Genomic DNA, 23,772 nt, shown 5'->3' on the forward strand with positions numbered 1-23,772 from the left:
TTGAGAGGACGGCACCCCCTCCACCCTCGTCGGTGACAAGGCCTGTTCCGTGTTTTTGCCCGAGCCTTGCAGCGCCTCCTTTGTGGGGGGGGGGGGGGGGGGGGGGCCCGGCCCCCCCCCCCCCCCCCCTCTCGCGCGCTCAGGCCCGGGGGAGGACCACGACGGGGGTCGGCGCGATGCCGTTGAACCCGGTCGCGGTCGCCCACGTGTACGCGCCCATCATCGGCGAGACGAGCAGGTCGCCGTCGGCGAGCGGCGGCAGCGGCAGCCGGCGCGCGACCACGTCGACGCTGTCGCACGTCGGGCCCGCGAGCGTCACGGGCACGCGCGTGCGCATGAGGACCCGCCGGGTCGCCCGCTCCGCCGCGTCGTCGCCCACGGGCTGCACGCCCAGCTCGGCCGCGGCGAACACGAGCGCGTGCACGTCCTCGGCGGGGATGTTCGAGTAGGCGCCGTACAGCCCCTCGTCGAGGTAGTGCCAGCGCCCGTCGGCGCGGTCGTTCGTGCCGATCACGCGCGTGACGAGGGTCATCGCGGGCGCGGCGACGAACCGGCCGGGCTCGACGAGCACCCGCACGTGCGACGGCACGGTCGCGAGGGCCGAGCGGATGCCGCCCGCCAGCGCTGCGATCGACGGAACGGGCTCGTCGTACGCGACCGGGAACCCGCCGCCGAGGTCGAGCACGTCGAACCGCACGCCGTGACGCGCCTCGAGCGTGCGCAGGAGCTGGAGCGTGACGGCGATCGCACGGCGCCACGGCTCGGCCGACGTGGTCTGGCTGCCGACGTGGAACGTGAACCCCCGCACGCGCAACCGCGACGCGAGGCAGCGCTCGACGAGCGCGGACGCGTCGTCGGGCGTGACGCCGAACTTCGACGAGAGGTCGGACTTGGCGCCGGGGTTCGGGAACGACAGGCGCACGAGCACCCCGAGCTCGTCGGTGGGCAGCCCCGCGAACTTGGCGACCTCGGAGGGGCTGTCGACGACGAAGGTGCGGATGCCGCGGAGGTACGCGCCCGTGATGTCGGCGACGGTCTTCACCGGATGCGTGTGCAGGCACGCGCCGACCGGCACGCCCTGGCGCTCGAGCAGGTCGAGTTCGCCCCGCGACGCGACCTCGAACGATGCGCCGAAGGCATGCACGGCCCCGATGACGGCGGGGTGCGGCAGCGACTTGGTCGCGAAGTGGATGCCGACCCCGGGCAGTTCGCGGCGCAGCTCGAGCAGCTGGGTCGTGACCCGGTCGGTGTCGAGCAGGAACAGCGGCGAGCCGTGGTCGCGGACCAGGTCGCCGAGGCGGATGCGCTGGGCGTACGCCGCGAGCTCGCGTCGGACGAGTTCGCGGTGCGGCGGCTGCTCGGGCAGCGGCACGGCCCCGGTGGGCGGGCGGCGACGCCGGGTGCCCCGCGGCCGGGCGAGGAGGGCGTCGGCGACGGCGACGCGGGGGTCGGTGCGGGTGATGAGGCTCATCGGAGTGCGCCTTCCAGGCGGGACGGGGCGTGGGTCGCGACGGTGCGGCTGCGCAGCGGCTCGGTGCGACGCCGGCGGGCGGAGGTCGCATCCGGATGCCCGTCGGGGAGGATGACGCGTCGGCCGAGTTCGAACGAGGCGATCGCGATGGCGTAGAACACGGCGTCGGCGGCGAGCTTGCCGACGAGCCATCCGGTCGGGTTCGGACCCAGCCAGGCCGCCGCGGCGACGAGCAGCGCGGGTCGCACGAGGAACGTGTCGAGCACTTCGGCCGGGCCGAACTCGGCCAGCATGCCGCGAAGCGTCAGCGCCGTCGCGAGTGCCGCGCGCCGCGTGCGGCGGCCGACGCGGACCACGCGCGGCGAGGCGAGGTGGCCCCGGATGCCGCGGACCACGACGAGCGCGTAGTAGCCGACGCCCTCGGCGATCGTGCCGGCCACCGCGGCCGCCACGATCGACCCGGTGGCCTCGTACGCCGCCCACGATCCGGCCACCGCCGCCAGCGTGCCGAGCACCTCGAGCGGCAGGTAGCGCGCGATCCACCGCGCGATGCGTCCGCGATCCGTTCCCGACATGCTCGCGAGCCTCGCAGCCGGGGCGTCCGGCCGGATCCGGAGAGGCCCGCCGACCCCGTCGGGGCATGCCCTGACTCCGCCGGCCGCCCCGGGGCGCGTCGCGGACGCTGCGAAGCGACTAGGCGAGCGGGGCGCGCTCCACGCGGTCGGGGATGTCGGGGAGCCCTCGCACGCCCTCGGGCATCCACCAGAGCACGTTCGCCCACGCCACGATGAACGCGGCCGCCGCGATCACGTCGGCGAGCAGGTCGGCGATGCCCACGGTGAAGAAGTCGGTCGCGATCCAATGCGCGAGTGCGCCGCCCGCGACGGCGGCCACCGTCACGGTGAGCCAATCGACGCCGCGGGTCGCGGCGACCTGCTTCGGGGTCCGGCCGATGCGCAGCCATCCCACGGTGAGCGTGATGGTCACGGCGGCGGCGCCGACGCACAGCACGAGGAGGTTCCAGCGCTCGTCGGGCGCGAGCCACGGCGGCAGGTCGCCGACGAGGCCCCACGTGAGCTGCACGAGCGGGAGGACGCCCCCGAGCAGTCCGAACACGACGACCATCGCGATCGTGCGCCGGTCGCGGCCGGGGATCGGCGCGCGTCGGGCCGACGAGGCGAGGCGGCGGGCGATCGCGCCGAGCACGACGGTGACGCCCGCGCACAGCAGGATGAGCAGGAAGTTGCTCTGCAGCAACGCGATCACGAGCGGCACGACGCTCGCCGTCGCGACGCCCGCCATCACGTACGCGCGCCGTCGGGCGGTCAGGCGCGCGTTGTCGGCCACGGTGCCGAGGTCGCCGCCGACGGCCTCGGCGACCCGGTGCCAGTGGCGCTGCGTCGAGACCACGGCGAACCAGATCGCGGCGATCGCGGCGAGCCCGATCATCGCGGCGCCGACGATCCATCCCGGTTCGGGGGCTTCGACCGGCTCCCAGGTCAGCGGCCAGGCGACCGCCGCCACGAACCCGGCGACCAGCGCGAGCCGAGGCGGATCGAACGCCGCGGGCAGGGCGACGAGCAGCGGACGGAGGAACGCGAGCACCGTCTGGGCGGCGATGCGCGCCGCCCAGCCCACCGGCTGCACGACGACCCGGTCGATCAGGCGCACGGTGCGCGAGGCGATCGCGAAGCGGTACGCCGGCTCGAGGTTCAGGATGGTGTCGGTGCCGGCGCGGAGCCGCTCGCGTCGGGAGGCGCGAGCGGCGGCGCCGGCCGCGGCGGCGCCGGCAGCGTCGTCGGCACCCGACTCCGGCGACAGCCGCTCGAGCGGCGAGAGGCCCTCGGCCGCGAGCTCGGGTTCGTCGGCCTCCTCGAGCACGGCGTCCTGCAGCACGCGGATCGCGACATCCGTCTTCACCGCCTCGGGCTGCAACGAGCTGAAGAACCGCGCGATGCCCGCGGCGCCGTCGAGCCGGCCCCACCACCAGTCGTTCACGCGCCACTCGCTCGCGAGGAACCCGAGGAAGTTGCCGAAGCCGTAGCCGGCGAGCTTCGACTGCCGGTCGAGCGCGACCTGTTCGGACGCGCGCCGCACCTCGGCGGCGGCCTGGGCGGGCGTGAGGCCGGGCGTGCGCAGCACCCGGCCGAGGATGACGTACCAGCGTTCCCTCGCGAGCGTCCGGAAGCTGCCGGGATCGTCGGGCGCCTCGTCGACGCCGATCGGCCAGTAGCGCACGTGCGAGAGCGCCGCGGGGATGCCCGCGGCGTGGTAGAGCGGCGGCAGGTCGGCGGCGGCGAGCGCGGTCGTCGCCCCGAGCGGGCGCCAGGCTGACGCGGTCCACGACGGCGGGAGCTCCCGGCGTCCGTCCACGGCCTCCTGCTCCACCCGCGCGGTCAGCAGCCGCAGCCGCGCGACGGCCGTGTCGAGCTCGCTCCAGAGCTCGGGCGCCTTGATCCGGGCGGATGCCGCGAGCCACGTCGTGACCCAGGCGTCGAAGTCGGCCGCCGTGGGCGCACCGTCGCGGGCCGCCGCCTGGTCGGTGAGCTCGAGCACGCGCGCGGTGAGCTCGTCGCGCCACCGGATCGCCTGGCTGAGCGCGCCGTACGCCGCCTTCCGAACCTCGGGGAGCGCGAGCCCGCGGCGTGAGCCCGGCTCGGTGGGCAGGGCCTCGAGCGCGCGCGCCCAGCCGAGCACGCAGTTCGCCGCGTCGGCGAGGGCGAGCGGCGACCGCGACACCGCCGCGGTGTCCGCGACGTTCAGCGCGGCGAAGCGCGCCGTGCAGACCGCGCCGAGCCCGGCCAGCCGGATCCGCGGGATGGGCCGGTACCGGCGGCGACGCGGCAGCGACGAGCTCAGCTGCCAGAGGCTCGGCGTCGAGGCGGTCGAGGCGAGGTGCTCGGCGAGGTCGACGCCGAGCGCGCGCACGTACGCGCGGCGGCGCTCGTGGATCGCGTCATGCGTCCATGACGCGGCGGCGACGAGCGGGGCCGCGCTGTCCAGTCGCGCGGCGGCGACGAGCCGTTCGGCGTTGAAGCGCTCGAGCTCGGCCACCTCGCGCGCCACCGATTCGCGGCGGAACTGGCGCGAGACCATGGCGCCGATCGCGCGGAAGAACCGCGACGCGTTGGCATCCCACTCGGTGTCGCCGCCCACGGGCGGGTCGGGCTCGGGGTCGAGGAAGAGCATCACGCGGTCGGCGCGGCGGTCGGAGACGCGCGAGCGCGCGGAGCGGAGCGCTCGTTCGATCGGGACGTTGTCGAACACCGCCCCGTCGACGATCCGGTACGGCGTGCCCGGATCGGTGCGGTGCGCGGCGAACGCGAACCGCATGCCGCGCGACTCCGCGTCGTCGGGCTCGCCGGCGGCTCCGCCGGTCGAGTCGATGTTGGCGGGCTCGAAGCCGCCCGGCAGCGACGAGGTCGACCGTGCGGCGAGGGCGAGACGCGAGAGGCTCGCCAGGTCGTCGCTGCGGCGGGTCTCGTCCATCCCGTCGTGCCGGCTCGGGATGCGGTTGTCGAGCAGGTGCTCGTCGCTTCCGACGAACCGGAAGTGGCCGCGGCCCTCGTTCGCATCCTCCTCGAACTCGTCGCCGGCGTCGATGACGGTCGCCGAGAGGTCGACGCCCGTGTACGAAGAGACGAGGTCGGGGTGCCGGTCGCTCGTGCCGTAGATCTCCTCGAGCGCCTCGTAGGTGCGGGCGCGGAAGTAGTCCTCGCCCTGCATGAGCGCCAGGATGCGGCGCGACCCGGGCGGGTGGAGCAGGCCCCAGAATCCGCCCACGCGCCCCCACGTGCGCAGCAGCCCGTCGAGCCCGGTGCCCGCGCGCTGGGCCACCGCGTAGACCACCGCGTTGAGCCCGCCCGCGCTCGCGCCCGCGAGCAGGTCGAACTCGACCCGGTCGTACCCGGCGGCATCGAGCAGCTCGGCGTACGTGCCCAGCCTCGCGAGCACGGGCGGCGTGAGGGGCCGGCCGGCGGTCTCGGGCACGAGTGCGAGCGTCTCGGCGCCGGCGTCGTAGAGCCGGATGCGGCGCAGCAGGTCGAGCTCGGCGACGGCCCCGCCGATCCACACGGCCAGGCTCACGCCCCCGCGCATGGCCAGCGCGACCCGGAGCGTGCGGTTGAACGACGGCATGGCGCCCGGATGGCGCGCCGCGACCTCGTCGACGCGCTCGTCGGGTCGCACGACCACCACGCGCACGGGGCGCGCCGAGGTGGTCGCCGACTCGGCGGCGGGCCCGTCGGCTCGCGCGGCGTCGGATGCGGCGGGCGCGACGTTCCTGACCATGGCGCTCCTCGTTGTCGGCGCGCGGGGCGCCTCGCCGGGCCGCGCGGATGTGCAGGGCCGCGCGGTCGGGCAGGGCGCGCGGATCCTCCCAGCGTGGCAGACGCGGGGGCCGGGTGCATCCGGGTTGTCCCCAGAACTGGGACCGCGCGAGCCGCTCGGCGACCGCGATAGCCTCGCGGTAGGCGGCGCATGGACGTCGGGGGCTCAGGCACGCCTTCGAACGGAGGTGCCATGGAACAGGTCGAGGGTGAGCGGACCCTGAGGGTCGCGATCGCCGACGACGCCCTGCTGCTGCGCGAGGGCATCGCGAAGGTGCTCGAGAGCGGCGGCATCGAGGTCGTGGCGTCCGTCGGCACCGCCGACGAGCTGCTCACCGCGCTCGACGAGTCCGAGCTCGACGCGGCCGTCCTCGACATCCGCATGCCCCCGACCCACCGCGATGAGGGGATCGTGGCCCTCGAGCGCATCCGCGAGCGCGGCGACCACCTCGGGGTGCTGCTGCTGTCGATGTACGCGACGCCCGAGTACGCGCTGCGCGTGATGGGCGCCGGCAGCGGCACCGGCTACCTGCTCAAGGAGCGCGTGTCCGAGCCGCAGACGCTCGTCCGCGCGGTCCAGACGGTCGCGTCGGGCGGCTCGGTCGTCGACCCCGAGGTGGTCGAGCAGCTCGTGCAGCGCACGCGCGCCGACGACCCGCTGGCGCGCCTGACCGAGCGCGAACGGTCGGTGCTCGAGCTCATGGCGCAGGGCTACTCGAACGGCGGCATCGCGCAGACCCTCTTCCTCGGCCTGAAGACGGTCGAGACCCACGTCCGCAGCATCCTGCAGAAGCTCGATCTCGAGGAGTCTCCGGAGCACCACCGCCGCGTGCTCGCGGTGCTGACGCTCCTCGGCCAGAGGTGATGCCCCTGTGATGGCTCCGGGTCGCCGCGGCCGCATCGCACGCCGGACCGCGATCATCGCCACCGTCGTGGCGGTGAGCCTCGCGATGGAGATCTCGGGGTTCCTCGCCACGCCGGTCGGCGACCGTCCAGAGGTGTCGTACTCGACGCTGCACGCGATGGTGCCGCTCGTGTTCGCGGCCTGCGCGGGCGTCGCCTGGGCCATCGGCCCGAACGCGGTGCCCGCCCGCCTGATGATCGCGTTCGTCGTGCTCTGGATCCCGCAGACCTTCTACCAGGTCATCGAGCAGCTCGGATGGCTCTGGCCGATCCTGCGCGGCATCGACCTCGCGTGGGCGGTCGTCGCGGGCATCCTCGTGCTGATCTACCCGCGCGGATGGCTCGGCGACCGGATCGACCGGGTGATCGCGACGACCGCGCTCGTGGCCACGCTCGTCAACTTCGTGGCGGTGCTCACGCTCGCCGGACCCGATGCGGTGCCGTGCGAGTGCGTGGCGAACCCCTACCGCATCGCCGACGCCCCGACGCTGTTCGGCCTGGTCGACATCGGCTACCGGATCGTGGGCGGCGCGCTCGCGCTCGCCATCGCCGGGCGCCTGCTCGTGCGCTGGATGCGGGGCAGCGTGCCCGCGCGCGCGGTGGCGTTCCTCATGCCGATCGCACTCCTCGCGTGGGCGTCGATGATCGCGGTCCAGGCCGTCAACTACGCGCTCTCGGCGCAGCGCGACATGGCGCTCGACACGGTCGGCCTGGTCGCGATGGCCTCGGTCCCCGTCAGCTTCGTCGCGGGCGTCGCGCACGCCCGGAACATGCGCGCGCGGGTCGCCGACCTCATGCGGATCACCCGCGAGGGCGCCGACCGGGGGATCTGGGCCGAGTCGCTCGCCCGCACGCTCCGCGACGACACGGTGCGGGTCTACTGGTGGGATGAGGAGCGGGGCCGGTACGTGGATGCCGCGGGCCGCCCGATCGACTCGAACGAGGCCGGCCGTGGCCACAGCATCCTCCCCGTCGCGTCGCCGACGGGGCTGCCGATCGCCCTCATCCGGCACGACCGCGTGCTCACCGACAACATGCGGCTGCTCGACGGGGTCTCGAGCGCCCTCCGGCTCTCGGTCGACAACGGGCGGCTCCGATCCGAGGTCGAGCGCACGCTCGAGCACGTCCGCCAGTCGCGCCAGCGCATCGTCGAAGCCGGCGTCGAGGCCCGGCGTCGCATCGAGCGCGACCTGCACGACGGCGCGCAGCAGCAGCTCGTCTCCCTGGGCATGCGGCTGCGGCTCGCCGCGAACGAGGCCCACGCGTCCGGGCAGAGCGTGCTCGCGGACGAGCTCGACTCGTGCATCGCGACGCTGAACCAGGGCCTGAAGGAGCTGCGCGAGCTCGCGCACGGGATCCACCCCAGCCTGCTCTCGCAGGGCGGGCTCGCGCTCGCCGTGCCCGAGCTCGCCGGGCGCTGCTCGGTGCCGGTCGAGGTCGACGTGCAGGCCGAGGGGCGCCTGCCCGAGCTGCTCGAGTCGACGGCGTACTTCGTGGTCGCCGAGTCGCTCGCCAACATCGAGAAGCACTCGCAGGCCACGCGCGCGTGGGTGCGCGCTCGGATCGAGGGCGACGAGCTCGTGCTCGTCGTGCGCGACAACGGCGTGGGCGGCGCGTCGCTCGACGCCGGCACCGGCATGTTGGGCATCGCCGACCGGGTCGACGCCGTCGGCGGCTCGACCGCGCTCGACAGTCCGCGCGGTGCGGGCACGACGGTGACCGTGCGGATGCCGGTGACGCACGACGAGCTCGCCGCCGCCGAGGCCGGGCCCGCCACCGTGCCCTCCACCGACCGGGACGACGACGGGCGTCGCTCGCTCGCAGGGTCCGGTCTGCTCGTCGCCGCCGAGTCGGGCGACCCCGCTCCTGCCGGACCGAGCGAGGCGGGCGTCGCCTCGGGCGGCATCGGCACGCCGGCCGACGTCTGAGCCCTCAGGCCCGCCAGCGGCACGCGGCGAGGTCGATGCGGTACCCGTCGGCGTCGTCGACCGACCTGACCGGCACGCCCTCGGCGTCGTAGCGCTCGCGCGCCGCCGCGGCGTGCCCGGCCGGCGGTCGCCCGCCGGCGCGGACGACACGCCACCACGGCACCGCATGCCCGTAGCGCGCCATGACCTGTCCGACGGCCCGCGCTCCGCGCGAGCCGAGCGCGGCCGCGACGTCGCCGTACGTCATGACGCGACCGGGAGGGATGTCGGCGACCACGGCGAGCACGGCGTCGACGAATCCGTCGGCGTGCTGCGCCATCCGCCGCCCCTCGACCACGTCGCGCGAGCGCCCGCTCAGCTCTTCAGCTGGAGCGCGCCGATCACGTCGCCGTACTGGGTCTCGCCGATGTCGCGGAAGCCGATGCGGTGGAAGAACTCGCCGGGACCCTCGTCGCCCGGCTCCCACAGCACCGTGATGCGGTCGAACCCGCGACGCTTCGCCTCTTCTGCCAGGGCGTGGGCGAGGAAGCGACCGACGCCCTTGCCCTGCACCTCGGCGTCGACGTTGATGCGCCAGATGCAGGCCCGGAACTCCTCGTGCTCGTTCTCGGGGTCGAAGTTGCCGTGGATGAAGCCGACCACGCGGTCGCCGTTGAGCGCCACGCGCTGCCACGCGGTGTCGGCGTTCACGACCGCCGTCTCGGCGGCGTAGGTGACCGGAGCGATGAACTGCTCCTGCCCGGGCTTCAGCGACAGGTTGTTCGCGGCCACGATGTTCGTCGCGTTCAGTTCTTCGAGTCGCAGTTCAGCCATGCATCGCAGCCTAACCGGACCGGCCGCCGGAGGAGAACACCGTGATGCCGGCGCCCCGGCGCGCGAGCCGTCTCACTCCACGCCGCGCGTCGTGACGATCCGCCGCCATGGGCCGTCCGGCACGTCCTCCTCGTCGACGAACTGCCAGTCCACGCGGTCGCGCATCCCGTTGAGGTCCTCGAATCCGAGGCATCCGTTGAGGGCGGGCGAGACGTCGAGCCCCGCGCCGTTGAAGTCCTGGTTCGCCGGCCGTCGGTCGTCGTGCCCGAAGACGTACGCCTCGTCGTCGTAGATGCCGGGTCCGGCGTCCTCGATCTGGCCGTAGCATTCCCGATCGCCGGAGACGAGCCGCACCCAGCGGTTCTTCATGAGGCTGGCGCGGTGATCGCCCACCAGGTGCCGGTACGCGGGCTCGTCCGCCCACGGGATCACCTCGCCGCGGCGTGCGAAGGCGGCGGGGTGGTTGACGTCGTCGTAGGGCAGGTCGAGGTAGAACGGGTTCTCCAGCGGCGTCATCCGCGTGGGGAACCAGCCATTGGCGGCCGTTCGAGGCTCGGTCAGGCATTCGCCGTCGCGGATCACCCCGTCGCATCCGCCGTAGTGGTCGTACCAGTCACGGTCGTACGCCGAGAACATCTGGCTTCCGTCCGGGGCCTCCGGGTCGAGGATCTCGCCCACCCAGAAGGTCGTCGCCACGATGTCGGTGTGCCACGGGTACGGCCCGCCGTCCTCGACGACCGGCGCGGTGGCCCGCGGGACCTCGACGACCCGGGTGCCGCACCCGGCCGCGCCCGCCACCGTGCCCAGCACCACGATGGCCGTGACCACGACCCGCCGGACCGGCGTCGTGGCTCGACCGGCTCCGTCCTCGCCGGTGCGAACCGGTGGCGCGCTCACCGGCACGCCTCCGTGTCGGGCGCGGTCCAGTTCAGCGACGAGTAGGGAGTGGACAGCGTCGGGGTGCTGGCGACCGCGGGCTGCACCGGCATGGTCGGGGCGGACTCCGCAGCGACCGACCGGTAGCCGAAGGCCGACCCCGTCACCCGCACCGACAGGGCCGCACCCACGTCGGCCGGGCCCGGTTCGTAGATCGGCCCGCCGATGCAGTCCACCGGGCGGCCGTCGCGGAGCCACTGGTAGGTGAGCGACGCCGTCGTCGGCGTCCACGATCCCGCCACGGCCGTGAGCTGCCCGCCGACGGCGGGACGGCCGCTGATCGACGGTGCCCCCGGCTCGACGGCCGGCGGCGGGCCCTCGACCAGGTGGAGGGACAGGTCGTCGGTGACGAGCGTGCCGTCGTCGCCCAGGCTGAGGCCGAAGCTGAGGCCCGTCGCCCCCCGCGGCACCGGCGGCGACTCCCACGTCGCCTCGGCGAACTCCGGCGCCGGCGGGAAGTCCGGGCTCGAGGTCCAGTACGCCCACACCCCGGTCGGATCGCGCAGGTACACCGAGAACTGCGCGGGCGCGTCGGAGGTGTACCAGGCGCCCATCGCGTACCGCCGCCCGGGGGCGACGCTCGGCGCGCAGTCGCCGAGGTCCATCTCGATGACGACCTTCGCGTCGCCGTCCTCGTGATCCGACACGACGATGCGTCCGGCGACCTTGCCCGTGCGTCCCGGCGACACGGTGTCGTAGACCCACGTGTTCGCTCCGAACCCGACGCCCGTCCAGCATCGCGGGGCGCCGTCGCCGGGCGGTTCCTCCAGGCCGGGGTTGACCACGCCGTCGACCCCCGGCGCGATCGGCGGCGGGAAGCCGCGAGCCACGATCGGCGCGACGGCGCCGCCGATGACCTGGTGCACGGTGCGCACGACCGTGCCGTGCGAGGCGGCGCGCGCGGCGAGCCATCCGACGAACTCGCCGAACACCGCGGGGAGCATGCTGTACCCCGCGGGGTCGCACGCGTCGCAGAGGTGGTGGAAGGTCAGTGCGACCCATCCGCCCCCGGAGCCCTCGGCGTTCGTCACCGTCGACTGCAGGTCCTGCAGCGTCCAGGTCGCGTCGACGAGCGCGGGTGCGCGCAGTTCGAACGGGTCGGCCGGGGGGATGGACTCGGCGAAGTCGCACCCGCCGCAGCCGAACCGCGTCTCGACATCGCCGAGGTCGCGTGCGCTGTTGAACCCGCAGGCCCGGGCGGCGGCCTTGGCCGACTCGCTCATGGACGAGAACGGGTAGGCGAAGCTCGTGACCTGGAAACCCCAGCTCGCGAGTGTCGCGCGTCCCAGGCACGCCTCGCGCTCGGCCTCCTGCGCACTGATGAGGGCCATGTCGGGATGCGTCACCGAGTGCGCGCCGATCTCGTGCCCGGCCGCCGCCATTCGGTCAAGGTCGGCCAGTGTCAGGTAGTCGGGCTCGCCCACGAACCCGGACGGGACGTAGAAGGTGCCGTCCAGCCCGTGCGCGTCCATGATCTCGACGGCCTCCATCTGGCTCGCGTTCCCGTCGTCGAACGTCAGGCTCACGACGGTGGGCGAGGCCGCCGCGGCCGGGCCCGCCCCGGTCAGGACGGGTGCGGGAGCGACGAGCACGGCGACGGCCACGAGGGCGGCCGCGCGGGACGCCCGCCTGCCCGTCGCCGTGATCGCCATCTCACGCGGCGCTTCCCGGAGCGGATCCGGCGAGGGCCATCGTCTCGTCCTCGGCTCCGGCTCCGGCGGCCACCATCGGCTCCGCGACGGCGAGGATCATCTCGTCGAGCCGGGTCGCGGGCCGGTAGCCCACGAGCTCGCGTGCGAGGCCGTTGTCGGGCACCCGGCGTCGCATGTCCTCGTATCCCTCGCCGTACGCGCGTTCGTAGGGCACGAGCTCGATCGGGCTCGAGCTGCCGAGGACCTCGATCACCCGGCGCGCGAGGTCGATGATCCGCACCTCGTCGGCGCCGCCGAGGTTCACCGCGCGCCCGACGGCCCGGGGTTCCTCGGCCAGCCGGACCATCGCCGGCACGACGTCGCCGACGGCGGAGAAGCAGCGGGTCTGCAGCCCGTCGCCGAACACAGTCAGCGGCGCGCCGCGCAGGGCCTGGTTCACGAAGTTCGGCAGCACCATCCCGTACCGGCCGGTCTGGCGTGCGCCGACGGTGTTGAACAGCCGCACCGTGGTCACGCGCGTGCCGTGCTCGCGCCAGTAGCCGTGTGCGAACGACTCGTCGATGCCCTTCGCCGCGGCGTAGCTCCAACGCGACACGAACGGGGAGCCCAGGATGCGGTCGGCGTCCTCGGCGAGTGCGTCGGCCGTGTTCTTGCCGTAGACCTCGCTCGTCGAGGCGAGCAGCAGCGACGATCCGGTCTGGTGCACGGCCTCGAGCACGTTCTCGGTTCCCCGCACGTTGGTGCGCAGGCTCGAGAGCGGTCGCTCGACGATGAGCTTGACGCCCACCGCGGCCGCCAGGTGGAAGACCCGGTCGGTCGCACCTGCCACGCGCTCCACGACCAGCCGGTCGAGGACCGACCCGTGGATGAACTCGACCCGCGGGTCGGCGAGCAGGTGCTCGAGGTTGTCGAGCGAGCCGGTGGACAGGTCGTCGAGCACGACCACCTCGTCGCCGCGTGCGAGCAGGTGCTCCACGAGGTGGCTGCCGATGAACCCGGCGCCGCCGGTGACTGCGGATCTCATGTGGGTGCCTCCCATGATTCGTGGCCGGTGCCGTGCCGCACGGGGCTAGAGGACGGTCCGCTGCGGAAGGGCGGGCCCGCGGTACGTGGTGTCCAGTACGGCCGGCGCGTCGGCGAGCCAGCCGAGGTCGGCGTCCGAGTGGATCGTGTGCAGGAGCACGAGGTCGGCCCCGAACCCCGACGGGTCCGTCGTCCCGGTCACGACGGCGCCGTCCCGCATGACGACGGCGCCGAATCGCGGGTCGTGGTAGCCGACCACGGCCCCCGCGTCGCGGAGGCGGCCGAGGATCTCCATCGCCGGCGATTCGCGGAGGTCCGCGACATCCGGCTTGTAGGAGATGCCCTCGACGAGGATCCGCGCCCCCGCGAGCGGACGGCCGCGGTCGGCCAGGACCTCCCGGATGCGATCGACCACGCGCCGCGGTCGCACCGCGATGTCGGACATGGCCTGCTCGATCAACGGGAGCACGACGTTCTCGGACCGCAACTGCCAGAGCAGGTAGTGCGGATCGCACGGGATGCAGTGACCGCCGACGCCCGGGCCGGGGTAGAACGGCATGAAGCCGTACGGCTTGGTCGCCGCCGCCTCGATGATGTCGGTGATCGGCAGGTCGAGGGCGCTGCAGGCGTCGGCGAACTCGTTGGCGAGGGCGATGTTGACGGCGCGGAACGTGTTCTCCAGCAGCTTGGTCATCTCGGCCGACTCGAGCGAGGGCAGCGGATGGACCGACTCGGCCACGCTCGACAGCAGCGCGCACGCCGCCCGCAGGCACTCCGGCGTGGCACCGCCCACCACGCGCGGCACGGAGCGGTGGTCGCGGTCGTTGCCCGGGTCGATCCGCTCCGGGCTGAACGCGACGTGGGCGTCGCGTCCGACGCGGAACCCGCGCTCCTCGAGCGGCGCCACGAGGAGGTCGCGCGTGCACCCCGCGTACGTGGTGGAGGTGAGCACGATCAGCTGCCCGGGCGCGGCGGAGCGGACGGCCGCGGCGCAGGCCGCGCGCAGTGGTCCGAGATCCGGGGTGCGATGCTCGTCGATCGGCGTGGGCACGCAGATGACGACCGCTTCCGCGCGTGACAGCAGGCCGGCGTCGTCGGTGACCAGGAATCCGTCGCCGAGGGCCCGCTCCAGGCGGTGGCGATCCGCTGGGAGCAGGTCGACGCGTCCGCCCCGGATGGCGTCGAGCCGACGTTGGCTGAGGTCGATGCCGAGCACCCTCCCGCCGTGGCCGTCGTGCAGCGCCAGGGCGGTCGGCAGCCCGACGTATCCCAGGCCGACCACGGCGGCGGCGAACTCGAACGCAGCGGACTCGCGGTCGGACGGATGTCGGGACGATGGGGACGTGGCGACGGGCGCGGGCGCCGGGGCTCCTCGCGTCGCGGTGATCGCCTCGAGGGACATGGGCTACTCCTCGGTCGACGGGTCGGGTCACGGAACCGGGAGCGGGGGTCGGGTGTCCGCTTTCCTCCCAGTGTCACGGCAGCCACGACGGCCGCGGCCGGATCGTCCGGATCATGTGGTTTCCCGCATCGAACCCGCAGGCACCTGCGGTGCCCCGGCGGGGCGGCCCGCGCGGTGCTAACGTCGCCTCGCCGTCCGGTGGACGGCGGGGCGGTCGGCGGCGATCGGAGGGGGCATGGAGCTGGAGCTGCTCCTCGTGACGGCGATCCTCGTGGTCGGGGTGAACACGATGCTCTGGGCCACGGTCGGGCTCGTCCGCTACGTCACCAGCCGGCGGGATCGCGATCGTCCGCGCGAGACGGCGGGTCGCGTCGACCGCTCGCGCGTCGCCGTGCTGATCGCCGCCCGAAACGAGGAGCCGGTGATCGCGAGCACGCTGCGATCGGCGTGCCGGCACGTCGACCCTGCGCAGGTCTTCGTCGTGTCGGACGGCTCGACCGACCGCACGGCGTGGATCGCCCGTGCGCTCGGGACCGAGGTCATGGAGCTGTCGCCGAACCGGGGCAAGGCGGGCGCCCTCGTGGCGGGCCTCGAGGGGTTCGGGCTCATCGATCGCTTCGACGTGGTCCTGTTCCTCGACGCCGACACCACGCTCGCCGACGACTACTTCACGACCGGTCTCGCCGAGTTCGACGATCCCGGCGTGGTGGCCGTGGCCGGCCGGGCGATGACGCGCCTCGACCCGCCGCCCGCGTCCGCCTTCGCCCGCTTCCTCATCGGCTATCGGGAGCGGTACTACCTCGCGGTGCAGTACCTGTTGAAGTACGGACAGGCCGCGCGAGCGGCGAACGCGGTGTCGATCGTCCCGGGTTTCGCCAGCATGTACCGCACGCGGATCCTCCGGCAGATCGACATCGGCGCGCCCGGCCTCGTCATCGAGGACTTCAACATGACGTTCGAGGTGCACGCCCACCGCCTCGGACGGATCGCCTTCCGCCCGAGCAGCGCCGTCGCAGGAACGCAGGACCCCGTGACCTTCCGTGACTACACGCGGCAGATGCACCGCTGGACGCTCGGCTTCTGGCAGACCGTCCGGCGGCACCGGCTCCAGGGCGATCCGTTCTGGGCGGCGCTCGTGCTGTACGTCGCCGAGCTGGTGGTCAGCAGCGTGCTGCTCGTGGCGGTGGTCGTGATGCTGGCGGCGTCGCTCCTCGGCGGGCTCTGGATCGCGATCACGGGAGACGAGGGGGTCGTCGCCGACATCGCGGCGGCGCTCCCGGCGTGGGGCCTGCTCGTCGCGGTGCTGGTGCCCGACCTGCTGCTCACCCTCTTCGCCGTCTGCGTGTCGCGGCGCGTGCCGATGCTCCGGTACGCGCCCGCGTTCCCGGTGATGCGGGTCGTGGATGCCGCGATCTGCCTCCGTTCGCTCGCGGAGGCGTTCGATCGGCGGCGAGTCGGCAGCGGGCGGTGGACGAGCCCGGCCCGACGGCGCGGCCCGGAGGACGACATGCTCTGGTCGACCCTGCCTCAGTCGGGTGCCGCCGGCGACGACGGCGTCGCGGCCAGCAACGAGAGGAGCTGAGCCCTCGAGCTCACGCCGACGTGGTGGTAGACCCGCGTCAGCCGGACCTCGACGGTGCGGAGCGAGACGTAGAGCTCAGCGGCGATCTCCTTGTTGCGCTTGCCCTGCTGCACGAGGCGGACCACGCGGATCTCCTCGGTGGGAAGGTCGGCGAGCAGCGTGTGCACCGGGGGGCCGCCGTCGGCGATGCCGTCCACCCTGGGCAGCCACGAGACGGCACCCACCTGGTGGAGGGCGGCGCGTGCCCGGCGGAAGTGACCGAGCGCATCGCGCCTGCGACCCATCCGCTCGAGCCGGTCGGCGAGGCACACGAGCGCGCGGGCCCGTGCGTAGGCAAGGTCGGGGGACGCTGCTCGACGCAGCGCCGTCTCGAACAGCGGCAGCGCACTCTCGTCGGGACTGACCAGTGCCTCGACGAGCGCCCGGGCGTGCAGTGTCCACGGCGTCCGGAAGCGTGCCGACCGCACGGTGAACGTGCGGGCGTGCTCGACCGCCTCCGGCCACCGATCGGCGAGGACGAGCGCCTCGACGAGGTCGGCGTCGCACCGGAGGAGCGTGGGGTTGGCGAACGGCCCGGCGAGCGACGCGGCGTGACCCAGTTGCGCGGCCGCATCCTCGAACCGCCCAGCGGCGAGCTCGAACCGACCGGATGCGGCGGCGAGCCGGGCGCTGAGCGCGGGATCGTCGACGCCGTAGCGTCGGTGGCACTCCTGGACGAGCTCGTCCGCGCGCGCGGCCTCGCCGGCGGCGAGGCGGCGCCACGCCACGAGCGGATCCAGCAGGGCGTCGCCGGCCCGCGCGTCGCGTTGGGAGGCGACCGCCCGGTCGATGGCGGCGGCGGCGGCGACCTCGTCGCCCGCGCGGATCTCGACCTCGGCGAGGCACGCCCGTGCGATCTCGACGAGCAGCGGGCTCGGCGGCGGCTCGTGCTGCTCGAGCGTGCGCAGGAGCTGCCGTGCGTCGTGGTCCCGGTCGAGGTAGGTGAGGCCGCGCCCCAGCAGGAGCAGGGCGAGAGGTCGATCGGCGTCGCGCGGATCCGCGTCGAGCATGCGCGCGAGCGCCCGGTCCACCGGGCCGGCGTCGCCCTCCATGGCGGCGCGCAGCGCGTCGACGAGGGCGTGCGCACGCACGGTCTCGGGGCGCACCGCCCTCGGCGTCGAACGGCCGAGCAGCACCGCCGCGTGGTCCGTCTCCCATCGGGCGAGGTGCAGGGCGGCGACGACCGCGGCCCCGAGCATCGCGTCGTCGGGATCGCGCGCGGACATCGCCGGCTCCGATGCGGCCGGCGGGAGACGCCCGTGGTCGAGGAAGTCGATCGTGAGGCGGAGGAGCGCGAGCTGCGGGGCCAGCAGCTCGTCGGGCCCGCAGCGACGACTGAATCGCGCGTAGCGCTCGGCGAGCTCGATCTGCCCGGCGTGGAGCAACGCCGTGGCGAGCTCGTACAGCGCCCGGCACGGCGCCGGACCGTCGCGTTGGATCGCGAGCGCGCGCTCGGCCAGCTCGACCGCCTGCCAGGTGCACCCCTCGGCGGCGAAGTCGGTCGCGGCATGCAGGAGGTCGTCGGTTGCGACCGCATCGTGCCGATGCCAGCTCCGGTGCCACGCGGCCAGGCCCGGGTCGAACCGCGACTCGGCCTGCGCGGCGGACCAGTGCAGTGCGTGGCGCTCGCGAGCCTCCATCGACCAGTAGACCAGCGATCGTGTGACCGGATCCCGCAGCCGGAGTCGACGTCCCTCGCTGATCACCTGGTCGCCGGCGACCAGGTTCTCGAGGGCGGCCTCCGCCTTCGGGTCACGCCGCGTGAGCGCGGGCTCGGAGTGCAGGTGGGCGGTCGACAGCCGGCGGAGAACGAGGGTCGCGGTCGGGGTCGCCCGCTCGGTGGGTGCGGAACGGAGGTCGGCGGGCAGCCGCGCGGGCAGCTCGACGGGCGCTCCGTGGTCGAACTGCACGGGGTGCATGCGCCGTGCGATCTCCCGCGCGGCCCGGATGTTGCCGGCCGAGGCCGTCGCGATGATCCGGGTCATCGCCGCGTCGGGCCGGGTCCCGGTCTCCTCCGCGACGAGGGCGGCCACGCGCTCCGGATCGAGCGGCGGGAGGCTCATCCGGGGGAGCGAGGCGAGCTCGGGACCGAGCGGCGGCTCCGCGGTCGCGACGATGCGCAACCCGGTCCCGCCGAGCCTCGTCGCCATCATCGCCACGACGATCCTGCTCGCCTCGTCGAGCAGGTGGAGGTCGTCGACGAGGAGGATCGTCGACGGCGTCGCCGACTGGCGGAAGAACGAGAGGAGCTCGGCCGCGAGCGTGGTCGCGTCCGCGTGCGGCGCGGGCGCGAGCAGGCCGTCGGCCAGGCGCGCGACCGTCGGGTCGTCGAACGCCGCGACGATGGCCGACAGTCCGGAGAGGTCGATGCCGGACTCCGCCGCACTCGCGCGGACCCGGCACACCGTCATGTCCGGTGGCGCCGTGATCGAGGCGAGCAGCCTCGACTTGCCCGCGCCGTCCTCGCCGACGATCAGGAGCGCTCGGTCGTGCGGGTCGTCGACGAGCGCGGCCACCTGCGCGCGTTCGTCCGTGCGGACCGTCGTCGGGGCGGGTCCCCGGCGAGACGGGGCGACCTCAGGCGCGGTGCGCACGGCGGGCACCCGGTGCGCGGCGCCGCTGCCGACGGCGGGGCGCTGGGCCGGCGCCGTCCTTGAGTAGGGTGCTGCGTTGCTGCATGTCGGATCAGGTTCGGGTTCGGGTTGAGCAGTATCGAGGAACCCTCACGGTACGCTCGGCGCCGGTTCGAGTCGTCCCCCAGTTCGGGTGTCCATTCGCACACGTCGACCTCTGCGGATGTCTCGATATCGAGATATCCGGCCGACGGGGTAAGCTGGCAGGCGGCGTGTCGGAGACCCCGAGACATCCTCGCTTCCCAAGCAATCCCACGAGATCCCAAGGAGACCGCCCCTTGTCGAAGATCAAGGTCGAAGGCACCGTCGTCGAACTCGACGGCGACGAGATGACCCGCATCATCTGGCAGGCCATCAAGGACCAGCTCATCCACCCGTACCTCGACGTCAACCTCGAGTACTACGACCTCTCCATCCAGAAGCGCGACGAGACCGACGACCAGATCACGGTCGACGCGGCCAACGCGATCAAGAAGCACGGCGTCGGCGTCAAGTGCGCGACGATCACGCCCGACGAGGCGCGCGTCGAGGAGTTCGGCCTCAAGAAGATGTGGCGCTCGCCCAACGGCACGATCCGCAACATCCTCGGCGGCGTGATCTTCCGCGAGCCGATCATCATCTCGAACATCCCGCGCCTCGTGCCCGGCTGGAACAAGCCGATCATCGTCGGCCGCCACGCGTTCGGCGACCAGTACCGCGCCACCGACTTCAAGTTCGAGGGTGCCGGCACCCTCACGATGACCTTCACCCCGCAGGACGGCTCCGAGCCGCAGCAGTTCGAGGTCTTCCAGGCGCCCGGCTCGGGTGTGGCGATGGGCATGTACAACCTCGACGAGTCGATCCGCGACTTCGCCCGCGCATCGCTGAACTACGGCCTCGCCCGCAACTACCCGGTCTACCTGTCGACCAAGAACACGATCCTCAAGGCCTACGACGGCCGCTTCAAGGACATCTTCCAGGATGTCTTCGACACCGAGTTCAAGGGCAAGTTCGACGAGGCCGGCCTCACCTACGAGCACCGCCTCATCGACGACATGGTGGCCGCGTCGCTCAAGTGGGAGGGCGGCTACGTCTGGGCCTGCAAGAACTACGACGGCGACGTCCAGTCCGACACCGTGGCGCAGGGCTTCGGCTCGCTCGGGCTCATGACCTCGGTGCTCACCACGCCCGACGGCAGCATCGTCGAGGCCGAGGCGGCGCACGGGACGGTCACGCGCCACTACCGCCAGCACCAGCAGGGCAAGCCGACCTCGACGAACCCGATCGCCTCGATCTTCGCCTGGACGCGCGGCCTCGCGCACCGCGGCAAGCTCGATGGCAACCAGGAGCTCATCGACTTCGCGCACACCCTCGAGGAGGTCATCGTCGAGACCGTCGAGTCCGGCGCCATGACCAAGGACCTCGCGCTCCTCGTCGGCCCCGACCAGGCGTTCCAGACGACCGAGGAGTTCCTCGACACGATCGACGCGAACCTCAAGGCGCGCCTGGCCGCGTAGTCGAGGTCGCCGACGCTCGAAGGGCCGGATGCCGCGTGCCTCCGGCCCTTCGCCGTACCCGGGCCGATCACGGCGCCGATCGGGGAGGATGGAGCACATGGCCCGCGGCATCCGCCTCATCCGCCGGTACTCGGTCGTCGCGCTCACGCTCGCGATCGGGCTCGCCGGGATCGTGCTCGCCCTCGCGGGCCGGGGCGAGCTGGTGGCGTGGATCTTCAGCGTCTACGCGCTGGGCGTCGCAGCGTGGCAGGCCGTGAGCATGGTGCGCGACATCCTGCGCGGCCACTGGGGGCTCGACATCCTCGCCGTCACGGCCATCGTCGCGACGGTCGCCGTGGGCGAGTACGTCGCCGCGCTCATCGTCGTGCTCATGCTCACGGGCGGCGAGGCGCTCGAGGACTACGCCGGTCGGCGCGCGAAGCGAGAACTCGACGCGCTGCTCACCCGCGCCCCGCAGCACGCGCATCGCGTGCTGGACGACCACTTCGAGGACGTCCCGGTCGACGAGGTCGAGCCGGGCGACGTGCTGCTCGTACGTCCGAGCGAGATCGTGCCGGTCGACGGCAGCCTGCGCTCCGCCGCGACCTCGGTCGACGAGTCGTCGATCACCGGCGAGAGCGTCCCGGTCGAGAAGCACACGGGCGACGAGCTGCTGAGCGGTTCGGTGAACGGCCCGGTGGCGGTCGAGATGACCGCGACGGCGCGCGCGGCCGACAGCCAGTACCAGCAGATCGTCGCGCTCGTCAGCGAGGCCGCCGCCAGCAAGGCGCCGGTCGTGCGGCTGGCCGACCGGTACGCGGTGCCGTTCACCGTCTTCTCGCTCCTGCTCGCCGGCGTCGCATGGTGGGTCTCGGGCGACCCGGTGCGGTTCGCCGAGGTGCTCGTGCTCGCGACGCCGTGCCCCCTGCTCATCGCGGCGCCGGTCGCCTTCATCGGCGGCATGAGCCGAGCCGCGCGCAACGGCATCATCGTCAAGGGCGGGGGAGTGCTCGAGCAGCTCGCGCGCGCGAGGACCGCCGTGTTCGACAAGACCGGCACGCTCACGCACGGCGAACCCGAGCTCGTCGCGATCCGCGCCGAGCCGGGCTTCGACGCCGACGAGCTGCTCGGGCTCGTGGCATCGGCCGAGCAGTACTCCTCGCACGTCCTCGCCGCCTCGATGATGCAGGCCGCGACCGAGCGCGGCATCCGGCTCCTCGAGGCCGAGGCCGCCCGCGAGGACGCGACCAACGGCGTGGTCGCCCGGATCGGCGGCCGCGAGGTCGTCGTCGGCAAGTACGCGTTCGTGCGGCAGCACGCGCCCACGACGCGGCGCGCGACGATCGCGCCCGGCGAGCTGGCCGTCTACGTCGCCGTCGACGGGCGCTCCGCGGGCGCGTTCCTCGCGCGCGACCGGCTCCGCGAGAACGCGCGCACCACGCTCGAGCGACTGGACTCGCTCGGCGTCCACCACTCGATGATGCTGACCGGCGACGCGCAGGCCACGGCCGACCACATCGCGGCCGAGCTCGGCCTCGAGCGCGTGCGCGCCGAGTGCCTGCCGGCCGACAAGGTGCAGGAAGTGGCCGCGATCGCCGAGCGACCCGTCATCATGGTCGGCGACGGCGTGAACGACGCGCCGGTGCTGGCCGCGGCCGACGTCGGGGTCGCGATGGGCGCGCGCGGCGCGACGGCGGCGAGCGAGTCCGCCGACGCGGTGATCCTGGTCGACGACATCGCGCGTACGGCCAAGGCGGTCGAGATCGGGCGCGACACCGTGCGCATCGCGCTGCAGAGCATCTGGCTCGGCATCATCGTGAGCGTGGGCCTCATGCTCGTCGCGGCCTTCGGGTTCATCCCCGCGACCGCGGGTGCGCTGCTGCAGGAGTTCGTCGACCTCGCGGCGATCCTCGCGGCACTGCGGGCGATCGGCGGCCGGCGCGATGCCGCGACGGCGGCCGCGCCCGTACGAGCGCGCGCCGCGGCATCCGCTCGCTGACTCGCCTGGCTTCGCCGGGCGGAGCAACCGTCGTCCGACCGCGGCTGCGCGCGCCCGGCACATCTGCTCTCGGGGTTGGCCACCCGTTGCCGTCCCGCGGGCCCGCGCGTCGAGGTGACGGGAATCGCTCTCCGCGCGGCGGCGAACGACGTTTCGCGTCATCTCGCTCGCCGGTTCGCCCAGCCGGCTCGCGCCGACTCGCCGCCCCCGCGTCGAGGTGACGGGAATCGCTCTCCGCACGGCGGCGAACGACGTTTCGCGTCATTTCGAACCCAGCGCCCGATGGTCACGTATTGGTAACAGTGGCTTGCGGTGGGTTTGTTCGTAAGGTTTACTAACAAACGTGACCGCAACGGATGCATCGCGAACCCAGACCCCGGCCCCCGCCACGAGCGGCGACGTGCCGCTCTTCGCCGCTCGCGTCCTCCGCGCCTCGGGCAAGGTCCTCCCCGAGCACGCGCGCAGCCACAACCGCTCGCTCGTGCTGCAGACGCTGTACACGCAGGGGGCGCAGAGCCGGGCCGATGTGGCCCGCGAGACCGGCCTCACGCGCGTCACGGTGTCCGACCTCGTCGCCGAGCTGATCGGCGAGGGCCTGGTCGTCGAGCTCGGCCAGCGCGAGGATGCGCGTCCGGGCAAGCCCGCCACCCTCATCGACGTCGACCGCACCGGCTTCCACATCGTCGCGCTCGACCTCTCCGAGCACACCCGCTTCCGCGGCGCCGTGCTCGACCTCGACGGCGGCATCCTGGCCCGGGCCGAGGTCGCGCTCGACGGCGCCACCGGCGAGCGGGCCGTCGAGCTCGTGCTCGAGCTCCTCGACGGCCTGCTCGCGCTCACGACCGCACGCGTGCTCGGCATCGGCGTCGGCTCGCCGGGCGTCGTCGAGCCGAACGGTATCGTGCACTCCGCACCGAACCTCGGCTGGACCGACGTGCCCCTGCAGGAGCGCCTCGCCGCCGCCTTCCACCTGCCCGTGCACGTCGCGAACGACGCGAACGTCGCGGTGCTCGCCGAGCACGCGAGCGCGCCCGGCGACCTGATCCTCGTCAAGGTCGGCCACGGCGTCGGCTCCGGCCTCATCGTCGGCGGACGCCCGGTGCTCGGCGCCGGCTCGGCCGCGGGCGAGATCGGCCATGTCGTCGTCGGCACCGACGGCGGCCCGAGGTGCGCGTGCGGCAAGCACGGCTGCCTCGAGGCGTGGCTGGCCGTGCCGCGCCTGACCGCCGAGCTCGAACGGCTCGGCACGACGGGTGCCGCGGCATCCGCTCGCGAAGAGACCCTCCGGGAAGCGGGCCGGCGCCTCGGCATCGTGCTCGCCCCCGTCGTCGGTGCGCTGAACCTCTCCGAGGTCGTGCTCAGCGGACCGGCGGACCTGCTTGACGGTCCCCTCATCGAGGCGACCGTCGAGACGCTCCGGAACCGGACCATGGCGGAACACCACCGTGATCTGAGGCTCCGGATGACCGCGCACGGGCAGGACATCGTCCTGCGCGGCGCGGCCGTCATGGTCCTGTCCGGACAACTCGGGGTCTCCTAGAGCCCCACCCCGCACCAAGGGTGGCGGCGCATCCGCTCCCACCCCCGC

16 protein-coding genes are annotated in these 23,772 nt (G+C 73.5%); 6 read left to right on the forward strand and 10 right to left on the reverse strand.

Annotated elements, in window-relative coordinates:
* Positions 1-139 precede the first annotated feature (139 nt).
* The 3 genes from ACZ4TW_RS14130 to ACZ4TW_RS14140 all read right to left on the reverse strand — a co-directional run bounded on the left by ACZ4TW_RS14130 (position 140) and on the right by ACZ4TW_RS14140 (position 5,761).
* Entirely contained in the window at positions 140-1,471 is a 1,332-nt protein-coding gene (locus ACZ4TW_RS14130; RefSeq protein WP_465543417.1) for a type III PLP-dependent enzyme, read from the reverse strand.
* Positions 1,468-2,046 (reverse strand): hypothetical protein, encoded by a 579-nt coding sequence (locus ACZ4TW_RS14135; RefSeq protein WP_465543419.1) that lies wholly within the window; start codon positions 2,044-2,046, stop codon positions 1,468-1,470. Before ACZ4TW_RS14135 ends, ACZ4TW_RS14130 begins: the two co-directional genes overlap by 4 nt.
* A 118-nt stretch (positions 2,047-2,164) precedes the next feature.
* Positions 2,165-5,761, reverse strand: a complete 3,597-nt coding sequence (locus tag ACZ4TW_RS14140; protein WP_465543421.1) for a DUF3376 domain-containing protein — start codon at positions 5,759-5,761, stop codon at positions 2,165-2,167.
* Positions 5,762-5,992: 231 nt separating this feature from the next.
* On the opposite strand from ACZ4TW_RS14140, the gene ACZ4TW_RS14145 reads away from it, so the two are divergent.
* Both ACZ4TW_RS14145 and ACZ4TW_RS14150 read left to right on the forward strand, forming a co-directional pair.
* Positions 5,993-6,664, forward strand: a complete 672-nt coding sequence (locus tag ACZ4TW_RS14145; RefSeq protein ID WP_465543423.1) for a response regulator transcription factor — start codon at positions 5,993-5,995, stop codon at positions 6,662-6,664.
* A gap of 10 nt (positions 6,665-6,674) precedes the next feature.
* On the forward strand, positions 6,675-8,630 hold the full coding sequence (locus tag ACZ4TW_RS14150) for a sensor histidine kinase (protein ID WP_465543425.1): 1,956 nt from the start codon (positions 6,675-6,677) through the stop codon (positions 8,628-8,630).
* A 4-nt stretch (positions 8,631-8,634) separates the two neighbouring features.
* On the opposite strand, the gene ACZ4TW_RS14155 is transcribed toward ACZ4TW_RS14150, so the two are convergent.
* From ACZ4TW_RS14155 to ACZ4TW_RS14180, 6 genes are all read right to left on the reverse strand, one after another.
* Positions 8,635-8,949 carry an MGMT family protein gene (locus ACZ4TW_RS14155; RefSeq protein ID WP_465543427.1) on the reverse strand — a complete coding sequence of 105 codons (315 nt, stop codon included), beginning with the start codon at positions 8,947-8,949 and terminating at the stop codon, positions 8,635-8,637.
* Between the two features lie 35 nt (positions 8,950-8,984).
* Positions 8,985-9,443 (reverse strand): GNAT family N-acetyltransferase, encoded by a 459-nt coding sequence (locus ACZ4TW_RS14160; RefSeq protein ID WP_465543429.1) that lies wholly within the window; start codon positions 9,441-9,443, stop codon positions 8,985-8,987.
* A gap of 72 nt (positions 9,444-9,515) precedes the next feature.
* A complete protein-coding gene (locus ACZ4TW_RS14165; RefSeq protein ID WP_465543431.1) occupies positions 9,516-10,340 on the reverse strand; it encodes a hypothetical protein in 825 nt (274 codons plus the stop codon).
* Positions 10,337-12,031: a polysaccharide deacetylase family protein gene (locus tag ACZ4TW_RS14170; RefSeq protein WP_465543433.1), complete on the reverse strand. Its 1,695-nt coding sequence runs from the start codon at positions 12,029-12,031 to the stop codon at positions 10,337-10,339. The genes ACZ4TW_RS14165 and ACZ4TW_RS14170 overlap by 4 nt, the downstream gene beginning before the upstream one ends.
* Position 12,032: 1 nt before the next feature.
* Positions 12,033-13,055, reverse strand: a complete 1,023-nt coding sequence (locus ACZ4TW_RS14175) for an NAD-dependent epimerase/dehydratase family protein (RefSeq protein ID WP_465543437.1) — start codon at positions 13,053-13,055, stop codon at positions 12,033-12,035.
* A gap of 45 nt (positions 13,056-13,100) precedes the next feature.
* On the reverse strand, positions 13,101-14,456 hold the full coding sequence (locus ACZ4TW_RS14180; RefSeq protein ID WP_465543439.1) for a nucleotide sugar dehydrogenase: 1,356 nt from the start codon (positions 14,454-14,456) through the stop codon (positions 13,101-13,103).
* 235 nt (positions 14,457-14,691) lie between these two features.
* Between ACZ4TW_RS14180 and ACZ4TW_RS14185 the strand changes: the two genes are divergently transcribed.
* Positions 14,692-16,038 (forward strand): glycosyltransferase family 2 protein, encoded by a 1,347-nt coding sequence (locus ACZ4TW_RS14185; RefSeq protein ID WP_465543441.1) that lies wholly within the window; start codon positions 14,692-14,694, stop codon positions 16,036-16,038.
* Here the strand turns inward: ACZ4TW_RS14185 and ACZ4TW_RS14190 are convergent.
* Positions 15,984-18,680: an AAA family ATPase gene (locus tag ACZ4TW_RS14190; RefSeq protein ID WP_465543443.1), complete on the reverse strand. Its 2,697-nt coding sequence runs from the start codon at positions 18,678-18,680 to the stop codon at positions 15,984-15,986. The two genes, ACZ4TW_RS14185 and ACZ4TW_RS14190, sit on opposite strands and share 55 nt — an antisense overlap.
* 308 nt (positions 18,681-18,988) lie before the next feature.
* Between ACZ4TW_RS14190 and ACZ4TW_RS14195 the strand changes: the two genes are divergently transcribed.
* The 3 genes from ACZ4TW_RS14195 (at position 18,989) to ACZ4TW_RS14205 (ending at position 23,724) form a co-directional block, all read left to right on the forward strand.
* Positions 18,989-20,206 carry an NADP-dependent isocitrate dehydrogenase gene (locus tag ACZ4TW_RS14195; protein WP_465543445.1) on the forward strand — a complete coding sequence of 406 codons (1,218 nt, stop codon included), beginning with the start codon at positions 18,989-18,991 and terminating at the stop codon, positions 20,204-20,206.
* Positions 20,207-20,303: 97 nt separating this feature from the next.
* Positions 20,304-22,184, forward strand: a complete 1,881-nt coding sequence (locus tag ACZ4TW_RS14200) for a heavy metal translocating P-type ATPase (RefSeq protein WP_465543447.1) — start codon at positions 20,304-20,306, stop codon at positions 22,182-22,184.
* A 400-nt stretch (positions 22,185-22,584) separates the two neighbouring features.
* Positions 22,585-23,724, forward strand: coding sequence for an ROK family transcriptional regulator (locus tag ACZ4TW_RS14205; protein WP_465543704.1), 1,140 nt, complete (start codon positions 22,585-22,587; stop codon positions 23,722-23,724).
* The last annotated feature ends 48 nt before the right edge of the window (positions 23,725-23,772 follow it).

This window comes from Agromyces sp. NPDC029043, assembly GCF_055564615.1.